General features: G+C 64.4%; 21 protein-coding genes. 14 read left to right on the top strand and 7 right to left on the bottom strand.

The window, feature by feature from the left end; all coding sequences use genetic code 11:
• Window positions 1-135: 135 nt before the first annotated feature.
• The 4 genes from AACW18_RS20825 to coaBC form a co-directional block, all read right to left on the bottom strand.
• Window positions 136-972 (bottom strand): mechanosensitive ion channel domain-containing protein, encoded by an 837-nt coding sequence (locus AACW18_RS20825; protein WP_218329604.1) that lies wholly within the window; start codon window positions 970-972, stop codon window positions 136-138.
• A 265-nt stretch (window positions 973-1237) separates the two neighbouring features.
• The gene (gene slmA, locus AACW18_RS20820) at window positions 1238-1834 is read right to left on the bottom strand and encodes a nucleoid occlusion factor SlmA (protein WP_042654462.1); all 597 of its coding nucleotides are present in this window, start codon (window positions 1832-1834) and stop codon (window positions 1238-1240) included.
• 69 nt (window positions 1835-1903) lie between these two features.
• Entirely contained in the window at window positions 1904-2362 is a 459-nt protein-coding gene (gene dut, locus AACW18_RS20815; RefSeq protein WP_042654461.1) for a dUTP diphosphatase, read from the bottom strand.
• Window positions 2363-2460: 98 nt separating this feature from the next.
• Window positions 2461-3663, bottom strand: coding sequence for a bifunctional phosphopantothenoylcysteine decarboxylase/phosphopantothenate--cysteine ligase CoaBC (coaBC, locus tag AACW18_RS20810; RefSeq protein ID WP_218389729.1), 1203 nt, complete (start codon window positions 3661-3663; stop codon window positions 2461-2463).
• A 147-nt stretch (window positions 3664-3810) separates the two neighbouring features.
• Between coaBC and radC the strand changes: the two genes are divergently transcribed.
• The 6 genes from radC (at window position 3811) to AACW18_RS20780 (ending at window position 7473) form a co-directional block, all read left to right on the top strand.
• The gene (radC, locus tag AACW18_RS20805) at window positions 3811-4485 is read left to right on the top strand and encodes a RadC family protein (RefSeq protein WP_042654460.1); all 675 of its coding nucleotides are present in this window, start codon (window positions 3811-3813) and stop codon (window positions 4483-4485) included.
• Between the two features lie 139 nt (window positions 4486-4624).
• Window positions 4625-4861 (top strand): 50S ribosomal protein L28, encoded by a 237-nt coding sequence (gene rpmB, locus AACW18_RS20800; RefSeq protein ID WP_005307492.1) that lies wholly within the window; start codon window positions 4625-4627, stop codon window positions 4859-4861.
• Window positions 4862-4872: 11 nt separating this feature from the next.
• Window positions 4873-5040, top strand: coding sequence for a 50S ribosomal protein L33 (gene rpmG / locus AACW18_RS20795; RefSeq protein WP_005323752.1), 168 nt, complete (start codon window positions 4873-4875; stop codon window positions 5038-5040).
• A gap of 93 nt (window positions 5041-5133) precedes the next feature.
• Window positions 5134-5589 carry a hypothetical protein gene (locus AACW18_RS20790; RefSeq protein WP_218292098.1) on the top strand — a complete coding sequence of 152 codons (456 nt, stop codon included), beginning with the start codon at window positions 5134-5136 and terminating at the stop codon, window positions 5587-5589.
• 28 nt (window positions 5590-5617) lie between these two features.
• A complete protein-coding gene (gene mutM / locus AACW18_RS20785; protein ID WP_218389728.1) occupies window positions 5618-6430 on the top strand; it encodes a bifunctional DNA-formamidopyrimidine glycosylase/DNA-(apurinic or apyrimidinic site) lyase in 813 nt (270 codons plus the stop codon).
• Window positions 6431-6606: 176 nt separating this feature from the next.
• Window positions 6607-7473 (top strand): VirK/YbjX family protein, encoded by an 867-nt coding sequence (locus tag AACW18_RS20780; protein ID WP_218389735.1) that lies wholly within the window; start codon window positions 6607-6609, stop codon window positions 7471-7473.
• 48 nt (window positions 7474-7521) lie between these two features.
• On the opposite strand, the gene coaD is transcribed toward AACW18_RS20780, so the two are convergent.
• The gene (gene coaD, locus AACW18_RS20775; RefSeq protein ID WP_042654456.1) at window positions 7522-8004 is read right to left on the bottom strand and encodes a pantetheine-phosphate adenylyltransferase; all 483 of its coding nucleotides are present in this window, start codon (window positions 8002-8004) and stop codon (window positions 7522-7524) included.
• Window positions 8005-8172: 168 nt separating this feature from the next.
• Here coaD and AACW18_RS20770 point away from each other — a divergent pair, with 168 nt between their 5' ends.
• Window positions 8173-9219 (top strand): glycosyltransferase family 9 protein, encoded by a 1047-nt coding sequence (locus AACW18_RS20770; protein ID WP_218389727.1) that lies wholly within the window; start codon window positions 8173-8175, stop codon window positions 9217-9219.
• Window positions 9220-9281: 62 nt separating this feature from the next.
• On the opposite strand, the gene AACW18_RS20765 is transcribed toward AACW18_RS20770, so the two are convergent.
• Complete coding sequence (locus AACW18_RS20765) at window positions 9282-10070, bottom strand: glycosyltransferase family 2 protein (protein WP_218292109.1); 789 nt, start codon at window positions 10068-10070, stop codon at window positions 9282-9284.
• A 217-nt stretch (window positions 10071-10287) separates the two neighbouring features.
• Here AACW18_RS20765 and waaF point away from each other — a divergent pair, with 217 nt between their 5' ends.
• The 3 genes from waaF to AACW18_RS20750 all read left to right on the top strand — a co-directional run bounded on the left by waaF (window position 10288) and on the right by AACW18_RS20750 (window position 13388).
• A complete protein-coding gene (gene waaF / locus AACW18_RS20760; protein ID WP_218389726.1) occupies window positions 10288-11388 on the top strand; it encodes a lipopolysaccharide heptosyltransferase II in 1101 nt (366 codons plus the stop codon).
• A gap of 1 nt (window position 11389) precedes the next feature.
• Complete coding sequence (gene waaA / locus AACW18_RS20755) at window positions 11390-12655, top strand: lipid IV(A) 3-deoxy-D-manno-octulosonic acid transferase (RefSeq protein WP_218389725.1); 1266 nt, start codon at window positions 11390-11392, stop codon at window positions 12653-12655.
• A gap of 229 nt (window positions 12656-12884) precedes the next feature.
• Window positions 12885-13388, top strand: coding sequence for a tetratricopeptide repeat protein (locus tag AACW18_RS20750; protein ID WP_218389724.1), 504 nt, complete (start codon window positions 12885-12887; stop codon window positions 13386-13388).
• 80 nt (window positions 13389-13468) lie between these two features.
• On the opposite strand, the gene AACW18_RS20745 is transcribed toward AACW18_RS20750, so the two are convergent.
• A complete protein-coding gene (locus tag AACW18_RS20745; protein ID WP_042654452.1) occupies window positions 13469-14332 on the bottom strand; it encodes a YicC/YloC family endoribonuclease in 864 nt (287 codons plus the stop codon).
• A gap of 146 nt (window positions 14333-14478) precedes the next feature.
• Here AACW18_RS20745 and rph point away from each other — a divergent pair, with 146 nt between their 5' ends.
• The 4 genes from rph to cueR all read left to right on the top strand — a co-directional run bounded on the left by rph (window position 14479) and on the right by cueR (window position 18866).
• Complete coding sequence (gene rph, locus AACW18_RS20740; protein ID WP_218389723.1) at window positions 14479-15195, top strand: ribonuclease PH; 717 nt, start codon at window positions 14479-14481, stop codon at window positions 15193-15195.
• A gap of 83 nt (window positions 15196-15278) precedes the next feature.
• Entirely contained in the window at window positions 15279-15932 is a 654-nt protein-coding gene (gene pyrE, locus AACW18_RS20735; protein ID WP_218389722.1) for an orotate phosphoribosyltransferase, read from the top strand.
• 134 nt (window positions 15933-16066) lie between these two features.
• Window positions 16067-18466 carry a heavy metal translocating P-type ATPase gene (locus AACW18_RS20730; protein ID WP_218389721.1) on the top strand — a complete coding sequence of 800 codons (2400 nt, stop codon included), beginning with the start codon at window positions 16067-16069 and terminating at the stop codon, window positions 18464-18466.
• 10 nt (window positions 18467-18476) lie between these two features.
• Complete coding sequence (cueR, locus tag AACW18_RS20725) at window positions 18477-18866, top strand: Cu(I)-responsive transcriptional regulator (RefSeq protein WP_042654448.1); 390 nt, start codon at window positions 18477-18479, stop codon at window positions 18864-18866.
• Window positions 18867-18932 lie beyond the last annotated feature (66 nt).

The following is an 18932-nucleotide window of genomic DNA, read 5'->3' as shown; positions in this document are numbered from 1 at the left end:
CGCCGGCCCGAGGCCGCGGGTGATAGTGACTGGCTTATCTCCGGCCCCGGTGGCCGGATTTTTTATGGCCACGCCCGGGGCCCGGAAACGACAATGCCAGCCCGGAGGCTGGCATTGTCGTCATCAGGTCTGGACTCAGGCCTGGGACTTTTGCATGTGCATGACCATCTGCGGGAAGGGGATCTCGACGCCTTCGGCATCGAAGGCCAGCTTCACCTTCTCGTGGAAGTCGAACCAGACACCCCAGTAGTCGGCGGTCTTGACCCAGGGGCGCACTACTATGTTGACCGCGGAGTCGGCCAGGGCGGCGACGGCGATGACGGCTTCCGGATCCTTCAGGATGCGCGGCTCCTCGTTGACCAGTTGCTCCAGGATCTGCTTGGCCTTGCGCAGGTCAGAGCCGTAGCCGATGCCGAAGGTCATGTCGACCCGACGGGTATCCATGCGGGAGTAGTTGACTATGGTGCCGTTGAGGATGGCGGAGTTCGGCACCACCACCATCTTGTTGTCGCCGGAGGTGAGGGTGGTGGTGAACAGTTGCACCGACTGCACCACACCCGCAGTGCCGGCCACTTCGATGAACTCGCCCGCCTTGATGGGGCGGAAGATGATCAGCAGGAAACCGGCGGCAAAGTTGGAGAGGGAGCCTTGCAGCGCCAGACCGATGGCCAGGCCGGCGGCACCTATGATGGCGACGAAGGAGGCGGTCTGTACCCCGACCCGGCCGAGGGCGGCGATCACCACGAACACCAGGATGGTGTACTTGAGGATGCTACCGACGAAGTGGGTGACGGTGGCATCCAGTTTGCGGGTCTGCATCACCTTGACCACACCACCGCTGAGGATGTTGGCGGCGATGTAACCGATCAGCAGGGTGAGCAGAGCGGCGGCGATGTTGACCGCGTACTCGATGATCAGCCCCTGGTTATTGGTCAACCAGGTCTGTGCTTCTGTGATGATCTCGGGTTCCATAGGATATCCTGTTGGTATAAAGGTTTATGGCGCATGAATCTAACACCGGGACGCGACAACCTGGGTCGCATCTGGTGCTTATTTTGTGCCATAGAAAGCTGCCACAAAAAACAAGGGAGGCCAAGGCCTCCCTCTTTGTTCAATCCAATGTGGCTCAGCTTTGCAGTAGCTGGCTGCGCATGAATTGCCACTGATCTTCAAACCCGGCGGTGGGTTTGAGTTTGAACTCGCGGAGCGGACGCATTGGTCGATCCGCCCCTCTGGCTCAACTTTGCAGTAGCTGGCTGCGCATGAATTGCCACTGGTCTTCAAACCCGGCGGTGGGTTTGAGTTTGAACTCGGAGCGGACAAACTGGCTGATCCGCCCCTCGGCATAGGCCAGCAGCAGGTTGGCCAGCATGGTCTCGTCGAGCTGGAAACCCTGGCCTTCCCGCAGCCGCTTCTCGCGCAGCGCCTGTTTGAGCTGGGTCTCCAGCTTGTCGAACAGGGTGCTGATGCGATCTCGCAGCCGATCGTGCTCGCCCAGCAGGGCATCGCCGTTGAGGATGCGGGTGATGCCGGGATTGCGCTCGGCGAACACCAGCAGCAGCTGCAAGATGTGGTGGCAGCGGGCCATGGTGTCCTTCTCCTCGGCCATGATCAGGTTGACCCGTGACAGCAGGGAATCCTCGATAAAGTCGATCAGCCCCTCGAACATCCGCGCCTTGCTGGGAAAATGTCGATATAGGGCGGCCTCGGACACGCCCACCTCGGCCGCCAGGCGGGCCGTGGTGATGCGCTGGCCCGGGCTGCTTTCCAGCATATGGGCGAGTGCCTGCAGGATCTGATCGCGCCGACTCTGTTTCTGGTTACTGCTTGCCATGGATTCCCCTAAAAAAACAATGGCTTGATTCCGTTATTAGGCACCGGTCACGAGGACAGGTGTGGTCTGTTATTGGCGACCAGAAGAACCAAACCCGCCTTCACCCCGTTCACTCTGATTGAATTCGTCGACCAGCTGGAAGCTGGCCTGCACCACCGGCAGGATCACCAGCTGGGCGATGCGCTCGCCGGGCTGCATGGTGAAGCTGTCGTTGCCGCGATTCCAGACCGAGACCATCAGCTGGCCCTGGTAGTCGGAATCGATGAGGCCGACCAGGTTGCCGAGCACTATGCCGTGCTTATGGCCGAGGCCGGAGCGGGGCAGTATGGTGGCGCACAGGCCTGGATCCTGGATGTGGATGGCGAGGCCGGTCGGCACCAGGCTGGTGTCCCCCGGCGCCAGGGTCAGCGGCGCATCCAGCAGGGCGCGCAGATCCATGCCGGCAGAACCTGGTGTGGCGTAGGCGGGCAGCGGGAATTCGGTGCCGATGCGGGCATCCAGGATTTTCAGTTCAATTTGTGTGTTCATGAGTCGTTCGTTTTCAATGAGTGCTTGTGTGGACGCCCAGAATTTTCAATGCAATCTGCGCCGTCATGAATCTTTCGTCAGTTGGAATGGGCCGGGGCTCAGGGTCGATAGTGGCGTGCAATCAGGGCAACAAGATGACGAGCCAGCGTCAGCTTATCGGCCAGGGGCAGGGTGGCTTGACCCCCTTGCCAGAAGACGGTCAGGGCGTTGTCATCGGCATTGAAGCCTTGGCCTGCGCGGGACACATCGTTGGCGGCGATCATATCCAGCCGTTTTCGCTGCAGTTTATCGAGGGCGTATTGTTCCACATCCACGGTTTCGGCGGCAAATCCGACGGTGAAGGGCTTGTTCGGCAGCGCCCCCACGGCGGCGATGATGTCGGGATTCTTGACCAGGGTCAGCAGCATCTGGTCGTTGTCACCGGTCTTCTTGATCTTCTGGTCGGCGACCCGCTCCGGGCGATAGTCCGCCACGGCTGCGCAGCCGATGAAGAGGTCGCACTCGCCAACCCGGCTCATCACCGCCTGATGCATCTGCTCGGCGCTCTCCACCTCGACCCGCGCCACCCCCTGAGGGGCAGCCAGGGTGACGGGGCCGCTCACCAGCGTCACCTCGGCGCCCGCCTCACGAGCGGCGCGGGCGATGGCATAGCCCATCTTGCCGGAGCTGTGGTTGCTGATGTAGCGCACCGGATCCAGTGCCTCGCGGGTCGGCCCGGCGGTGAGCAGCAGTTTGACGCCCGCCAGCAACGGCTCGGCGGCCAACTGCTGGCAGCAGCGTTCGACCAGTTCGAGGGGATCCAGCATCCGGCCTGGGCCGACATCACCGCAGGCCTGGCTGCCGGAGTCCGGCCCCCACAGCAGGATGCCACGGCCAGCCAGGGTATCGAGGTTGGCCTGAGTGGCGGCGTTGCGATACATCTGCTGGTTCATGGCCGGGGCCAGCGCCACCGGTGCCGGCGTCGCCAGGCAGAGGGTGGTCAGCAGCTCGTCCGCCATGCCGGCGGCCATGCGCGCCATCAGGTTGGCGCTGGCGGGGGCGATCAGCACCAGATCGGCCCACTTGGCCAGCTCGATGTGGCCCATGCCCGCCTCGGCGGCGGGATCCAGCAGGCTGTCGGCGACCGGGTGACCGGAGACCGCCTGCAGGGTCAGCGGGGTGATGAACTCCTTGGCGGAGCGGGTCATCACCACACGCACCTCGGCCCCCTGATCTTTCAGGCGGCGTACCAGTTCGGCACTCTTGTAGGCGGCGATCCCGCCACTGACACCCAACAGGATGCGTTTATCGGCCAATCTCATCTGCTGCATCTCTTCCTGCTCACTCTGACTGGTCGGCTAAGATACCACAGGCGACGGGCGACGACAGAGGCTGACATGGGGGAGTTGTGGTCGGGCTCCCGTGATTTTTTGCTATGGTTTCTCTCAATAAGGATGAGGGAGAGACAAATGAGCATCAAGGAGTGGCCGGAGGAGGAACGCCCGAGAGAGAAGCTGTTGCGGCGGGGGGCCGGGGTGTTGTCCGATGCCGAATTGCTGGCCATCTTCCTGCGCACCGGGGTCAACGGACTGAGCGCGGTGGACCTCTCCCGCCAGCTGCTGCAGCAGTTTGGCTCGCTACGGGCGCTGCTCGGCGCCGAGCAGCAGAGCTTCTGCAGCGCCCACGGGCTGGGGCCGGCCAAGTACGCCCAACTGCAGGCGGTGCTGGAGATGGGCAAGCGCCATCTGGCCGAGCAGTTGCAACGGGGGGATGCGCTCACCTCACCCCAGCTGACCCGGGATTATCTGCAGGCCCAGCTGCGGGATAGACCGCGGGAGGTGTTCGCCCTGTTGCTGCTGGACAACCAGCATAGAGTCATTCAATTCGTTGAACTTTTCTACGGCACCCTCGATTCGGCGAGCGTCTGGCCCAGAGAAATCGTGCAGATCGCGCTCAAACATAATGCAGCCGCCGTGATTCTGGCGCATAATCACCCGTCCGGCGTAGCCGAGCCCAGTAGGGCCGACCGCCAACTCACGGATCGGATCTTGGCCGCCTTGGCCCTGATCGATATCAGAGTGCTGGATCACTTGGTGATCGGTGATGGCATCACGGTTTCTTTCGCAGAGCGTGGTTGGTTGTAACTGGGCTCTGGCACTGTATTAGTTGATCTTTGATCACGGATGCTGTATAAAATGCCGCCTTCTGTTTGCCCCGCAATCGAAGGCCAGCGGGGCAGATATTTGCTCGAGCAATAATGAAGTAAGATTTGGAGAGACTGACATGTCTAGAGTATGCCAAGTAACCGGCAAGCGCCCGGCAGTTGGTAACAACCGTTCGCACGCTAACAACGCGACCAAGCGTCGTTTCCTGCCGAACCTGCACACTCACCGTTTTTGGGTTGAGAGTGAAAAACGCTTCGTGAGCCTGCGCGTATCCGCAAAAGGCATGCGTATCATCGACAAGCGCGGCGTTGAAGTGGTTCTGGCTGAACTGCGTGCCAGCGGCGTTAAGGTATAAGGAATTAGATCATGGCTAAAGGTATTCGCGATAAGATTCGTCTGAACTCCAGCGCCGGTACTGGTCACTTCTATACCACTACCAAGAACAAGCGCACCATGCCCGAAAAAATGGAGATCAAAAAGTTTGATCCCGTGATTCGTCAGCATGTGATCTACAAGGAAGGCAAAATCAAGTAATTACTTGATGCTGCATTCCCAAAAGCCCGGCTTAGTGCCGGGTTTTTTTATGGCCGTAATTCAGTACACTGCCGGTTGGAACGGAGGCTTGTCATGTTCAAATTGAGCCGTAAAGGCTGGAATAACGTGATCATCGTGGTGGTGCTGATCGTGATCACCCTGCTGCACCGGCTGGAGCAGGCCCAGCAGGAGAACAGCGCCCAACGGCCGCGGCCCCTGTTGCCGGACGCCGCCGTGGTGCTGACCTGGCAAGGCCCGAGCTGGCAGATAGAGCGCATCGGCCAGGGCTGGCGCAGCGGGCCGGATCTGGGGCTGAGCAGCGCCCAGCTGGCCGCCCATATCGAGGCGTGGCAAGGCTGGTTGCTGCCACCCGGCGGCGCCGTGCGCGGCACCCCTGTCACCCTCAAGGTGTGGATCGCCGGCCAGAGCGATCCGATCGAGCTGGGGCTCTATCAGGACAGCGGCAAGTTTGCCGCCCTGCTGCCCCCCTCAACCTGGCTCAGCCTGAGCCAGGCGCAATACCGCAGCCTGCTGCGGCCAACCCCCTGATCCACACTCATTAGCGTGAGAGCCATTTATGCCTGAATTACCGGAAGTCGAAGTCAGCCGCCAGGGTATCTCCCCCTGGCTTACCGGCATCAAGGTGACGCGCGTGGTGGTGCGAGACGGGCGCTTGCGCTGGCCGGTGCCTGGCGAGATCCAGGAGCTGGTTGAGCTGCGCATCAACCGGGTCAGCCGCCGCGCCAAGTACCTGCTGCTGGAGACCGATTTCGGCACCGCCATCCTGCATCTCGGCATGTCCGGCAGCCTGCGGGTGCTGGACATCGGCACCCCGGCCGAGAAGCACGATCACGTGGATATCGAGCTCGCCAACGGCAAGCTGCTGCGACTCAACGATCCGCGCCGCTTCGGGGCCCTGCTGTGGACCCGCGAGCCGGCCGAGGCCCATGCGCTGCTGGCCAAACTCGGCCCTGAGCCGCTCACCGAGGCCTTCAGTGCCGAGTACCTGCAGGGGCGCGCCAAGGGGCGCAGCACCACCATCAAGACCTTCCTGATGGACAATCACGTGGTGGTCGGGGTGGGCAACATCTACGCCAACGAGGCGCTCTATGCCGCCGGCATTCACCCCAAACGGGCCGCGGGCAACATCAGCGCCGAGCGGCTGGCGACCCTGGTGGCCGAGATCAAGCGGGTGCTGGCCGCCGCCATCCAGCAGGGGGGCACCACCCTCAAGGACTTCACCAGCGCCGATGGCAAGCCCGGCTATTTCGTGCAGCAGTTGCAGGTCTATGGCCGCGGCGGTCAGCCCTGCTACCAGTGTCATACCCTGCTCAGTGAAGTGCGGTTGGGGCAGCGCACCACTGTGTTCTGCTCTCATTGCCAGCGCTGAGCTGGACCATTTGGGGGTAGAAGTGGCGAAGTTGTAACGACGTATTTCTAGTCTGTTGAAGCCCCGGCTGTCGCTGACTAGTATCTCGCTGTACACGCAGAAGAGATAATAAAATGACAGCAAAATCAATAGGCTGGGATCATTTATCCCGGCAGGGGCACTATTGCGCCCACAAAATGGCCCGCTTCCTCTACCCCGATGACAGCGCCCGCAAGACCTTCAACCGCGGCAAGTTCGTGCTGCGCAGCCTGCTCTACCGGCCACAGCTGAGCCGGGTGTTCGAACTGTTCCAGGCAGAACCCCTGCGGGCCCTCCCGGCCCAGCACCCCGAGTTGCTCGACAAGCCGATGCGGCCCTATCGTTTCGCCTGCTCGACCGTGCAGCAGCGGGTCGAGATGGTGGAGGCGCACTATCGGCTGCTGCTGGCCCGCTACCCGGCGCTGATCGACCCGCTCTATCTGGGGGAGGGGATCGAACTCGGCCGTTACCCCGACGGTGAGCATCGCATCGTGCTGCGCCACGATGGCACCTTCCGCCGCGAGGCCGAGCTGGCCCTCTCCATCGTCAACGCGCGGGGCGAGCGGCTCTACAGCTGCGCCTTCTCGCTGGCCGGCAGCAGCACCGAGCTGGCGCTGGTGATAGGTTCGGTGCAGGGGCCGGCACCCGGCGTCTCGCAGCCGCAACAGCAGGTGCGGGCGCTGACCAAGGCAGGCCATGGCCTGAGGCCCAAGTCGCTGGTGGTGATGATGGTGCTGGCGCTGGCCGAGGCGATGGGGGCCGCGCGTGTCTCGGCGGTGCGGATGAAGGCGCATATCTTCCAGGCCAAGCGCTACAGCAAGAAGAAGAGAGCCTGTCTGCAGGCGGATTATGACGAGCTGTGGCAGGAGTTTGGCGCTATCTCGCAGGACGCCAACTTCGTGCGGTTGCAGCCGGTGGTGCGCAAACCGCTGGAGGAGATCGCGGCCAGGAAGCGCGCCATGTACCGGCGCCGCTACGCCTGGCTCGACGAGTTGCAGCTGGCCTGCCGTCAGGCCCTGGGCTGATGCACAGGGCCCTGGCTGGCTATGGTAGGCAGCCAGGGCCGCTGGTCGTCACTTGCCTCGCTTGGCGGCAATCGCCTTGGCGACGAGGGGATCGACGAACTGGTGAATGTCGCCACCGTGCAGGGCGACCTCCTTCACCAGGGTGGAGGAGATGAAGGAGTTCTCCTCCGCCGGGGTGAGGAAGACGCTCTCCAGCTCCGGCATCAGGCGACGGTTCATGTTGGCCAGCTGGAACTCGTACTCGAAGTCGGAGACGGCGCGCAGGCCCCGGATCAGCACGTTGGCCTGCTGCTCCCTGGCAAAATCCACCAACAGGCCGGAGAAGCCGACCACCTTGACGTTGGGCAGATGGGCGGTCACCTGGCGAGCAAGTTGGACACGTTCTGCCAGATCGAACAGCGGTCGCTTGCTCGGGCTGTTGGCCACCCCGACCACCACCTCGTCAAACAGCCTGGCGGCCCGGCCAATCAGGTCGGTATGGCCATTGGTGATGGGATCGAAGGTGCCGGGATAAATTACCTTGTTGGTCATGCTGTTGAGTCCTGCAACCGGGAAATTTGGTCGCATTATAGGGGCTGTTGAGGTTTTGTCGCGACCGCGACTGAGTCATCGCTTGAGAATAGCAGTGCATCAGGCAAGAATACCGGCACCGCGCATCAAGCCTTCCTGCATTGGTGACAGGAAGCATAGGGATTTCTTATGAAACGCATTCTGGTAGTACGCAATGACAAGATTGGCGACTTCATGCTGGCCTGGCCGAGCTTTGCCATGCTCAAGCGCTCCATGGATTGTCATGTGACTGCCCTGGTGCCTGCCTACACGGCGCCGCTGGCCCGCCTCTGCCCCTGGATCGACGAGATCATCCTGGACCCGGGGGCCCGGGCCGACAAGGAACAGCAACGGGCCTTGCAGGCCCGCATCAAGGCCGCTGCCTTCGATGCGTCCATCTGCCTCTTTTCCAACTCCCGCAACGCCATGCTGGTGTGGAAGGCGCACATCCCTTACCGGCTGGCGCCCGCCACCAAGCTGGCCCAGGTGCTCTACAACCAGCGCCTGATCCAGCGCCGCTCCCGCTCCCAGAAGCCGGAGTACGAATACAACCTGGACCTGGTGCGCCGCTTCCTCGCCGATCAGCAACAGAGCGTGGTGGAGCCGCAGGCTCCCTACCTCAGCTTCGATGAGCAGAGCCTGCAGCAGGTGCGCGAGCAGGTCGCCACCCGGCTGAAGCTGGACGCCAGCCGACCCTGGCTGATGGTCCATGCCGGCAGCGGTGGCTCGGCCAACAACCTCTCCATCGAACAGTACTCACGGCTCATCATCAAGCTCAACCAGGCCTGCCCCGAGTTGCAGTGCGTGTTGACTGCGGGGCCGGGGGAGGAGGGCAAGGCCGAGCAGCTGGCGGCGGAACTGCTGGCCCACGGCGGCAACGGCTGGATCTACCGCTCCGACGAGGGGCTGCCCAAGTTCTGCCAGGTGATGGCCAACGCCGCCCTGTTCGTGGCGGGCAGCACGGGGCCGCTGCACATAGCCGCGGCGCTGGACGTGCCGACCATCGGCTTCTTCCCGGCCCACCGCTCCGCCACCCCGCTGCGCTGGCGACCGCTCAACAGCGAGGGGCGCCACCTGGCGTTCAGCCCGCCGGAAGACAGCGATCACCCGGATGACATGAGCCAGCTCGATCCCAAGACCATGGCGGCGGCGATCGCCCGCTGGGCCTCGCCGTTCTGGCAGGAGAAAAACGGATAGACAGCAACAGGGCCCTCGCGGGCCCTGTTTCATCATGCTGGTTTATCCGGTTGGGGCCGGCGTTACTTGCCCGCTTGGTCTGGCGCCTGGGGTTGCTGCCGGATCCAGAGATCCGCGTACTTCACGAAGGTGGAGTGGGCGGAGAGGATGGCCAGCAGCAGGCCCTGCTTGCCATCGAGGAAGCCGGCCTTGAGCAGGTACATCTTCAGGAAGCAGCCCAGCGCATGCACCAGCCCCTGGCCGAGGGAGCCCTTCTTGCCGCGGACGGTGCGCTGATCGGCCCAGGCCCTGGCGTAACCGGCGGACTTCACCAGATAGTGCTCCAGATCCCGGTAGGTGAAGTGGAGCAGGTCGCCGTGCAGGTTGACTATCTTCATGTTGGCGCGCACCTCCACCTTCTCGTGCACCAGCACCTCGTTGTAGCTGGTCAGCGCCTTGGGATAGAGGCGCAGCACCCGATCCGGATACCAGCCGCTGTGGCGGATGAAGCGGCCGAACACCCAGGAGAGGCGTGGCAGGGAGTAGATGGTGTCCTGGGCCGGGTTGGCCATGACGGTAGCGATGGCCGCTCTCAGCTCGGGGGTGAGCCGCTCGTCCGCGTCCAGCCACAGCACCCATTCCGACTGGACGTGGGACTGGGCGAGGCGGCGCTGGCGGCCGAAGCCGGGCCACTGGGCGTTGACGAAGAAGCGGGCGCCGAATTCGGCGGCGATGGCGGGGGTCTCGTCCTGGCTGCCGGAGTCCAGGATGACGATCTCGTCCACCAGATCTTCGAGGGAGGCGAGGCAGGCGCGCAGGTTGTCGGCTTCATTCTTGACGATCAGGACGGCCGCCAGGGTCGGTTTTTTCACGGGTTCAGGGCTCTCGTTGGCGCCCGGCGGGCGGGTCATGCTCAGATTGGCGCCCATTCTAGCCTAAAACACCGGCTGGGGCATGGGTCCGCGACCAGGTTCGGGCATGTCCCTTTGGCATGCGCCGAGCGGGTTATCGGGGATCTTCGACCATTCTTGGGGCATAATCTCGCCCAGCAACGATTAACCGCAGGGCTTGGCCCAAGAGACGCGTGAGATGAAGATATTGGTGATCGGCCCCTCCTGGGTCGGCGACATGGTGATGTCCCAGAGCCTCTACAAGGCGATCAAGGCCAATCACCCCGATAGCGAGCTGCATGTGATGGCCCCGGCCTGGTGTGTGGCCCTGCTGGAGCGGATGCCCGAGGTGGACAAGGCGATTCCCATGCCGCTCGGCCACGGCGACCTCAAGCTGGGGGCCCGCCGTCGGCTCGGCAAGCAGCTGGCCGCCGAGCAGTACGATCAGGCGATCATCCAGCCCAACTCCATGAAGTCGGCGCTGATCCCCTGGTTCGCCAACATCCCGGTGCGCACCGGCTGGAAGGGGGAGCACCGCTTCGGCCTGCTCAACGATCTGCGCAGCAACAAGAAGGCCTTCCCGCTGATGGTGGAGGCCTATCTGGCGCTGGCCTATCCCAAGGCGCAGATGAAGAGCCGGACCGACATCCCGACCATTCCCCATCCCTCCCTCCATGTGGATCTCATCAACCAGGACAAGGCGCTGGAGCGGCTCGGGCTGGATCGCGCCCGCCCTGTGCTGGTGCTCTGCCCGGGGGCCGAGTTCGGGCCGGCCAAGCGCTGGCCTGAGGGGCACTACGCCGTGGTGGCCCAGAAGCATCTGGACGAAGGTTGGCAGGTGTGGATCTTCGGCTCCGGCAAGGATGCGGAGGTGGCCAACACCATCCGCGATCGGATCAATCCGCTGTCGCGCTCCAACTGCCACGTGCTGGCGGGCAAGACCAGCCTGCACGAGGCGATCGATCTGATGGCGCTGGCCGGTCGGGTCATCGCCAATGACTCCGGCCTGATGCACGTCGCCGCCGCCCTCAACCGGCCGCTGATCGGCGTCTATGGCTCCACCTCGCCGCTCTACACGCCGCCCCTGGCGGATCGGGTCGAGATAGTGCACACCGACATCGAATGCCGCCCCTGCTTCAAGCGCACCTGCAAGTTTGGCCACCTCAAGTGCCTGATCGAGCTGATGCCGGAGCAGGTAATTGAGGCGGGTAAACGCTTGGAGCGGGGCGAGTCGGCGGAGCTGGTCATCGCGCTGCAACCAGTCAACGACGGTGCCGCCGGCTCGGGACAGGGCCAGTAGCATGGGGTACCGGCTGCTCTACAACCTGCTGATCCATTTAGGCTTGCCGCTGGCGCTGCTGGCGCTCTACCGGCCGAAGAAGGGCAAGCCGGGCTTCGGGGCACGCTGGGCCGAGCATCTGGGTCGCTCTCCCGCCAGCGGGCAGGAGGCGCCACTCTGGATCCACGCGGTCAGCGTGGGCGAGACCCTCGCCATCACCCCCTTCATCCGTGCCCTCAAGGCCGAGCGGCCGGATCTGCCCATTCTGCTCACCACCACCACCCGCACCGGTGCCGAACAGGCGGCCAGGCTCGGCGAGCTGGTGGTGCATCGCTACGCGCCCCTCGACTACCCCTGGGCGATCGCGGCCTTCCTCAAGCGCTTCCAGCCCCGTGCCCTCTGGGTGATGGAGACCGAGCTGTGGCCGAACTGGCTGGCCGCCTGCGAGGCACATCACCTGCCGGTGACCATCCTCAATGCCCGTCTCTCCGAGCGCTCCTGTCAGCGTTATGCCCGTTTCCAGGGGGCGTTCGATGCCCTCAGCCGGCCGCTGACCCACCTGCTCTGCCAGCATCAGGACGATGCGGATCGCTTCCATCGGCTTGGGCTGGGGCGCGAGCGGCTGGCGGTGACCGGCTCCATCAAGTTCGATATCCAGCTGGGTGACGAGCTGCTGGCCAAGGGTCACAGCCTGCGCCAGACCTTGGGGGAGGCGCGACCGGTGTGGATCGCCGCCAGCACCCATCAGGGCGAGGACGAGCAGGTGCTGACCGCCTTCGAGCGGGTGCTGCGCACTCATCCCGAGGCGCTGCTGATCCTGGTGCCGCGCCATCCCGAGCGTTTCGATCGGGTGGCCGAGCTGTGCGCCCCCTATGGCTGCGTGCGGCGTACCAGCGCGGCACCGATCAGGGCCAGCGATCAGGTCTACCTGGGGGACACCATGGGCGAGCTGCCGCTGATGCTGGCGGCGGCCGATCTGGCCTTCGTCGGTGGCAGCCTGGTGCCCGTCGGCGGCCACAACCTGCTGGAGCCGGCGGCGCTCGGCAAGCCCTGCCTGACCGGTCCTGCCTACTTCAATTTCAGCGACATCACCCGCCAGCTGGTGGCTCAGGGCGGTGCCGCCCTGGTGGCGGACGCCGCCGCCCTCGGCGACAAGGTGAGCGAGCTGCTCAGCGATGGCGGTGCCCGCCGCCAGATGGGTGAGCAGGCCCGCGCCGTGGTGCTGCGCAATCAGGGGGCGCTGGCGCGCACCCTGTCCCACTGCCTCGCCAGCCTGGAAAACGACTGATCCCCGGGGCCGGCAAGCCGTCGGCCCTTATCCCCGGCCCGCCGCCGCGCTTCTCTCGTGCCCTCTCACTGCGTGTTCCGCCTGCCAGTATCCTGGGGCCTGCCATTTCCTTGCCCCTGCTCCCGGGGCTGGTCAGTTTCATCGTGGCGGCCCGGCCTCGCTTATTCGGGCCCAAGAGGGGTCTAACCTAGTAGTTGGGATCCTGATATCGAACCTGTGGAGGCGAGTCATGAAAGTCCTGAGCATATTGTTGGTGGGCATCCTGTGCTTCAGCAGCAGTGGCCTGGCGCTGGCGGCAGGGGGAGGCGGCAGCAGCGGGGGCGGTGGATCAGGCTCGTCGTCGACCCAGCGGCAACTGCAGCGGGTCGAGCAGCTGGTCGGGGCGCAGCAATGGCAGCAGGCCGAGGCGCTGTTGCGGGATCTGCGCCAGGACGCGGCCAACTCCGCCGACGTCTGGAACTGGTCAGGCTACGTGGCCCGCAAGTCTGGCCGGTTGGCGCAGGCCTTTCCCTATTACGACAAGGCGCTGAGGCTAGATCCGGAGCACCGCGGCGCTCACGAGTATCTGGGGGAGGCCTATCTGCAAAATGGTGAACCCCAGAAGGCGCAGGAGCAGCTGCGGATCTTGCAGGGCCTGTGCGGGCGATGCGAGGAGGCTGACGATCTGTCCGCCGCGCTGAGGGCGGCGCCCCAGCCGAAGAAGCCGACTTCCTCTTTCTTGCTTGGCGGTTAGCTCGGCATCGCGAGCCACGACACCCACAAAAAAGCCCTTGTTAACAAGGGCTTTTTCAATCAGTTCGGCAACCGAAGCGATCACTCGATGTTCTGGATCTGCTCGCGCATCTGCTCGATCAGCACCTTCAGCTCGACCGCGGACTGGGTCACCTCGGCGTTGATGGACTTGGAGCCCAGGGTGTTCGACTCGCGGTTGAACTCCTGCATCATGAAGTCGAGACGACGGCCACAGGCGCCGCCCTTCTTCATGATCTTGATGGTCTCGCTGATGTGCATCTCCAGCCGATCCAGCTCCTCGGCCACGTCGATCTTCTGGGCCAGCAGCACGATTTCCTGCTCGATGCGGGCCGGATCCAGCTCGACCTTGGCCTCGGTCAGGCGGTCGGTGAGCTTCTGGCGCTGCCACTCGATGATCTGCGGCAGGTGTACCCGTACCTTCTTCACTTCCACCTGGATGCCGTCCAGACGCTGCTCGATCAGCGCCTTGAGGTTGGTCCCTTCGCTGGCGCGGGAGGCGAGGAAGTCTTCCATGGTCTGGTCAAAGCCGCCGAGCAGCTCGGTGGCGACCGCGTCCATGTCCTGCTCGGCGGCTGCCATGACGCCGGGCCAGCGCAGCACGTCGACCGGGTTGAGCTGGCCCTGGCCGGCTTCTTTCATCACCCAGTTGGCGCTGTCGATGATCAGCTTGGCCAGCTCTTCATTGATGTGCAGCTGGCTGGCGGCAGCCTGGGCTGCCTCGAACCGCAGGTTGCACTCCACCTTGCCGCGCTGCAGCTTGGCACGGAAACGCTCACGCAGGACCGGCTCCAGGCTGCGCAGCTGCTCGGGCAGGCGGATGTAGGTTTCCAGATAGCGCTGGTTGACCGAACGAATTTCCCAAACGGCTGTGCCCCAGTCGCCCTTGAATTCCTTGCGGGCGTAGGCGGTCATGCTGTGAATCATTGATAGTTCCGGGCTTGATGAAGTGTGGGGCCAGTATACTCAGCCAGGCTTGCCCCGTCAGCCGACAGCGTGGTTTTAGCGGCTGATATTTGGGCTGGGATGGCTTATACTCCTGCGCCAATTCAGCCAGCCCAGAGGTCAGTCCCATGTCCCGTCCCAGCGATCGCAGTGCCGCGCAAGTGCGCCCGGTTACCATCACCCGCCACTTCACCAAACATGCAGAAGGCTCGGTACTGGTGGAGTTCGGCAGCACCCGCGTGCTGTGCACCGCCAGCGTCGACACCAGCGTGCCGCGTTTCCTGAAGGGCAAGGGCCAGGGCTGGGTCACCGCCGAGTACGGCATGCTGCCGCGCTCCACCCATTCGCGCATGAACCGTGAAGCCGCCGCCGGCAAGCAGAGTGGTCGCACCCTGGAGATCTCCCGGCTGATCGCCCGCTCCCTGCGCGCCGCCGTGGACTTGACCGCGCTCGGCGAGCACTCCATCACGGTGGACTGTGACGTGCTGCAGGCCGACGGCGGCACCCGCACCGCCGCCATCACAGGTGCCTGCGTGGCGCTGGTGGATGCGCTGAACTGGATGGTCGAGAAAGGCATGCTCAAGCAGAGCCCGCTCAAGCAGATGATCGCCGCCGTCTCCGTCGGCATGTATCAGGGCGAAGCCATCTGCGATCTGGAATATGTAGAAGATTCCGCCGCCGAGACCGACATGAACGTGGTGATGACCGAAGACGGTCGCATCATAGAGGTGCAGGGCACCGCCGAGGCCGAGCCCTTCACCCACGAGGAGCTGCTGGCGATGCTGGCCCTCGCCAAGGGCGGCATCGACGACATCATCGCGCTGCAGAAGCAGGCGCTCTCCTGAATTTCTGATTTGAAAAACGCGGCATTGACCGCGTTTTTTTATACCCCCACACCAGTAAACGACAAGCCAAGCAAGGAGCCAGAATGAAAGCCTACCAGCGTCAATTTATCGAGTTCGCCCTGGAGAAGCAGGTTCTCAAATTCGGTGAGTTCACCCTGAAATCCGGCCGCAAGAGCCCCTACTTCTTCAACGCCGGCCTGTTCAACAGCGGCCGCGATCTGGCCCGCCTTGGCCGCTTCTATGCCGCCGCCCTGATGGATGCCGGCATCGAGTTCGATGTGCTGTTTGGCCCGGCCTACAAGGGGATCCCCATCGCCTCCGCCACCGCGGTGCAGCTGGTGGAGCAGCACGACGTGGACGTGCCCTGGTGCTTCAACCGCAAGGAGGCCAAGGATCACGGCGAGGGCGGCAACCTGGTGGGCAGCCCGCTCAAGGGGCGCATCATGCTGGTGGATGACGTCATCACCGCCGGCACCGCCATCCGCGAGTCCATGGATCTGATCCAGGCCAACGGTGCCTCCCTGGCCGGGGTGCTGATCGCGCTGGATCGCCAGGAGAAGGGCAAGGGCGAGCTCTCCGCCATTCAGGAAGTCGAGCGTGACTACGGCGCCCACATCATCGCCATCATCCAGATGGGGGATCTGATCCAGTATCTGGAAGAGAAGCAGGCAGAGCAGCCCGCACTGGCCGAGCAGCTGGCGGCCATGCGGGCCTATCGCGCCCAGTACGGCATCTGATCGCCGTCTCCTGAGTGTTAAATGCGGCGCCTTTTGGCGCCGTTTTTTTATGCGAGCAAAAAGTGAGTGCGGTCGCTTGAGCTTACCCTTACTGTAAAGGTTAAGGTTTGCTGGTCTATCCGAGGAGGATTGTCATGACCATGCATATTCAACTTCCCATCAGTGGCATGAGCTGCGCGAACTGCGCCAACCGGATCAGCACCGCCCTCAACAAGCTCGATGGGGTGCAGGCCACCGTCAACTTCGCGCTGGAGCAGGCGGCCATCGAACTGAGCCAGGATGCCCGGCTGCCCGAGGTGCTGGACAGCATAGAGGCGCAGGGCTACGGCTATGGCAGCGAGTCGTTGTCGTTCCAGATCAGCGGCATGACCTGTGCCGGTTGCTCGGCCCGGCTCGGCAAGATGCTGACCGCCTTGCCGGGTGTCCTCTCGGCCGATGTGAACTTCTCCCTCGAGCAGGCCCGCATCACCCTGGTGCCGGGGGCGCAGACGCCGGCCTCGCTGCGTGGGCAGATCGAGGCGCTCGGCTTCGGTGCCCGGCTGGCGCAAGGCAGTGCCAGCGCCCGCCGTCAGCAGTTGCAGGAGCGTGAGGCGCAGGAGGCGGCCATCGCCCACAAGGCCTTGATCCAGGTGGTTGTCTCGGCCCTGCTGACGCTGCCGCTGCTGGTGGGGATGGTCGCCATGGCCGGGCTGCTGCCCTGGCATCTGCCAGCCTGGCTGGAGCTGGCGCTCGCCACCCCGGTGCAGTTCTGGATCGGGGCCCGCTTCTATCGCGGCGCCTGGCTGGCCCTCAAGAACCGCTCCGCCAACATGGATGTGCTGGTGGCGACCGGTACCAGCGCCGCCTACTTCTACAGTCTCTACCTGTTGCTGACCCTGGGGGCGGCCGCCAGCGGCAAGCTCTACTTCGAGGCGAGTGCCATCATCATCACCCTGATCTCGTTAGGGAAGTTGCTGGAGGCGCGCGCCCGGCGCAGCACCCAGTCCGCCATTCGCGAGCTGATGGCGCTGCGTCCCGAGACCGCTACCGTCTGGCGCGGTGAGGCGTGGCAGAGCCTCTCCGTCGATGAGGTGCTGCGCGGCGATCGGCTGCGGGTGCTGGTCGGTGAACGGGTGCCGGTGGATGGCAAGATCACCAGCGGCGAGAGCGAGCTGGATGAATCCATCCTCACCGGCGAGAGCCTGCCGGTGCTGCGCACCTTGGGTGACAGCGTGCTGGGCGGGGCCATCAACCGCTCCGGCGTGCTGGAGATCGAGGCCACCACAGTGGGGGAAGACTCCAGCCTCAGCAAGATCATCGCCCTGGTGGAGAGTGCCCAGATGGGCAAGGCCCCGCTGCAACAGCTGGTGGACAAGGTCTCCGCCGTGTTCGTGCCGGTGGTGATGGCCATCGCCCTGCTCACCTTGCTGGTGTGGTACGCCATCGGCAACGACTTCGGCCAGGCGCTGCTGGCGGCGGTGGCCGTGCTGGTGATCGCCTGTCCCTGCGCCCTGGGGCTGGCCACGCCGGCCGCCATCGTCACCGGCACCGGGGTGGCGGCGCGCCACGGCATCCTGATCAAGGACGTGGATACCCTGCAAAAAGCCCACGCCATCAAGGCGCTGATATTCGACAAGACCGGCACCCTCACCCAGGGCAGACCCGTGCTGGCGAGCTGGAGCGGCACCCCGGCGCAATTGCGCCTGGCCGCCGCCCTGCAACAGGCGAGTGAACACCCGCTGGCGCTGGCCATGCGTGAGGCGGTCAGTGGCGATGCCCTGCCGCAACCGGACGAGGTGGAGGTGCGGGTCGGTGCCGGCATCCTCGGCAAGGTGGCGGGTCATGAGGTGGCCATCGGCAACCCCTCCCTGCTGAGCTCGCTCGGGATCTCGATGCCGCAGCAGGATGAGGCGGACGGCGATGGCGCGACCCGGGTCTGGGTCGCCATCGACGGCGTGGCGGTTGGCATCGCCGCCCTGGCCGACACCCTGCGCCCCGAGAGCCCGGCCGCCATCGCCACTCTGCGCCAGCGCGGCATCGCCTGCTGGCTGGTGAGTGGCGATGCGCCGGCCCCCGTGACCCATATCGCCGCCAAGCTGGGGCTGGACGGGGCCTTCGATTCTGTGCTGCCCGCCGGCAAGGTGGCCAAGGTCGAGGCGCTGCGCGCCCAGGTCGACGGCCTGGTGGCCATGGTCGGGGACGGGGTGAACGACGCCCCGGCGCTGGCGGCGGCCGATGTGGGGATCGCCATGGGCTCAGGCTCCGACGTGGCAATGGAGACCGCCTCCATCACTCTCATGAGATCGGATCCGCGGCTGGTGGCCGACGCCATCGACATCTCGGCGGCGACCTGGCGCACCATACAGCAGAATCTGTTCTGGGCCTTCGTGTTCAACATCATCGGCATTCCGCTGGCCGCTTTTGGCTACCTCAGCCCCGAACTGGCGGGGGCGGCCATGGCCCTGAGCAGCATCACCGTATTGAGCAATTCCCTGTTACTGAAACGCTGGCAGCCCAAGGCGGGCAGCCATGCTGGCACTCACTCGCACACTTAAGGAGGCACAGATGAACATCAGCAAGGTTGCCAAGGCCACCGGCCTGACCGCCAAGACCATCCGCTACTACGAGAGCATCGGCCTGATCGCAGCGCCCGTGCGCAGCGATAACGGCTACCGCAGCTATAACGACGGGGCGCTGCGGGAGCTGCGCTTCGTCAAGCGGGCGCGGGAGACGGGCTTCAATCTGGAGGAGTGCCAGGAGCTGCTGGCACTCTACCGGGACGAGCACAGGACCAGCGCCCAGGTGAAGAAGCTGGCGCAGGAGAAGATTGTCGACTTGAGGGCCCGCATCCAGGGCCTGCAGGCCATGCTGGCCTCCCTCGAGGAGGTGGTGGGCTGCTGTCACGGCGACGAGAGCCCGGAGTGCCCTATCCTCGACGAGCTGGATCGCGGCTGATCTGGCCGGGGTTGCCGGGTCGGCCCGCGCTCGTGGCGGGCCCGGCGGTCTCCCGGCCTGAGCCGG

It is taken from the genome of Aeromonas sp. sia0103 (assembly GCF_963895295.1).
Classification (GTDB): domain Bacteria; phylum Pseudomonadota; class Gammaproteobacteria; order Enterobacterales; family Aeromonadaceae; genus Aeromonas; species Aeromonas encheleia.
The sequence above is the reverse complement of the archived record's forward strand: the minus strand, read 5'-3'. Positions and strand labels throughout refer to the sequence as shown.

What these genes read in the sequence shown, in the direction of transcription:
- pyrE (WP_218389722.1), top strand. Translation starts at nt 15,279, where the DNA reads ATGAAAGCCTACCAGCGTCAATTTATCGAGTTCGCCCTGGAGAAGCAG.
- coaBC (WP_218389729.1), bottom strand. Translation starts at nt 3,663, where the DNA reads ATGAGATTGGCCGATAAACGCATCCTGTTGGGTGTCAGTGGCGGGATC.
- AACW18_RS20745 (WP_042654452.1), bottom strand. Translation starts at nt 14,332, where the DNA reads ATGATTCACAGCATGACCGCCTACGCCCGCAAGGAATTCAAGGGCGAC.
- AACW18_RS20790 (WP_218292098.1), top strand. Translation starts at nt 5,134, where the DNA reads ATGTTCAAATTGAGCCGTAAAGGCTGGAATAACGTGATCATCGTGGTG.
- coaD (WP_042654456.1), bottom strand. Translation starts at nt 8,004, where the DNA reads ATGACCAACAAGGTAATTTATCCCGGCACCTTCGATCCCATCACCAAT.
- mutM (WP_218389728.1), top strand. Translation starts at nt 5,618, where the DNA reads ATGCCTGAATTACCGGAAGTCGAAGTCAGCCGCCAGGGTATCTCCCCC.
- radC (WP_042654460.1), top strand. Translation starts at nt 3,811, where the DNA reads ATGAGCATCAAGGAGTGGCCGGAGGAGGAACGCCCGAGAGAGAAGCTG.
- AACW18_RS20770 (WP_218389727.1), top strand. Translation starts at nt 8,173, where the DNA reads ATGAAACGCATTCTGGTAGTACGCAATGACAAGATTGGCGACTTCATG.
- AACW18_RS20825 (WP_218329604.1), bottom strand. Translation starts at nt 972, where the DNA reads ATGGAACCCGAGATCATCACAGAAGCACAGACCTGGTTGACCAATAAC.
- dut (WP_042654461.1), bottom strand. Translation starts at nt 2,362, where the DNA reads ATGAACACACAAATTGAACTGAAAATCCTGGATGCCCGCATCGGCACC.
- AACW18_RS20780 (WP_218389735.1), top strand. Translation starts at nt 6,607, where the DNA reads ATGGCCCGCTTCCTCTACCCCGATGACAGCGCCCGCAAGACCTTCAAC.
- AACW18_RS20730 (WP_218389721.1), top strand. Translation starts at nt 16,067, where the DNA reads ATGACCATGCATATTCAACTTCCCATCAGTGGCATGAGCTGCGCGAAC.
- rpmB (WP_005307492.1), top strand. Translation starts at nt 4,625, where the DNA reads ATGTCTAGAGTATGCCAAGTAACCGGCAAGCGCCCGGCAGTTGGTAAC.
- waaF (WP_218389726.1), top strand. Translation starts at nt 10,288, where the DNA reads ATGAAGATATTGGTGATCGGCCCCTCCTGGGTCGGCGACATGGTGATG.
- slmA (WP_042654462.1), bottom strand. Translation starts at nt 1,834, where the DNA reads ATGGCAAGCAGTAACCAGAAACAGAGTCGGCGCGATCAGATCCTGCAG.
- waaA (WP_218389725.1), top strand. Translation starts at nt 11,390, where the DNA reads ATGGGGTACCGGCTGCTCTACAACCTGCTGATCCATTTAGGCTTGCCG.
- rph (WP_218389723.1), top strand. Translation starts at nt 14,479, where the DNA reads ATGTCCCGTCCCAGCGATCGCAGTGCCGCGCAAGTGCGCCCGGTTACC.
- cueR (WP_042654448.1), top strand. Translation starts at nt 18,477, where the DNA reads ATGAACATCAGCAAGGTTGCCAAGGCCACCGGCCTGACCGCCAAGACC.
- rpmG (WP_005323752.1), top strand. Translation starts at nt 4,873, where the DNA reads ATGGCTAAAGGTATTCGCGATAAGATTCGTCTGAACTCCAGCGCCGGT.
- AACW18_RS20750 (WP_218389724.1), top strand. Translation starts at nt 12,885, where the DNA reads ATGAAAGTCCTGAGCATATTGTTGGTGGGCATCCTGTGCTTCAGCAGC.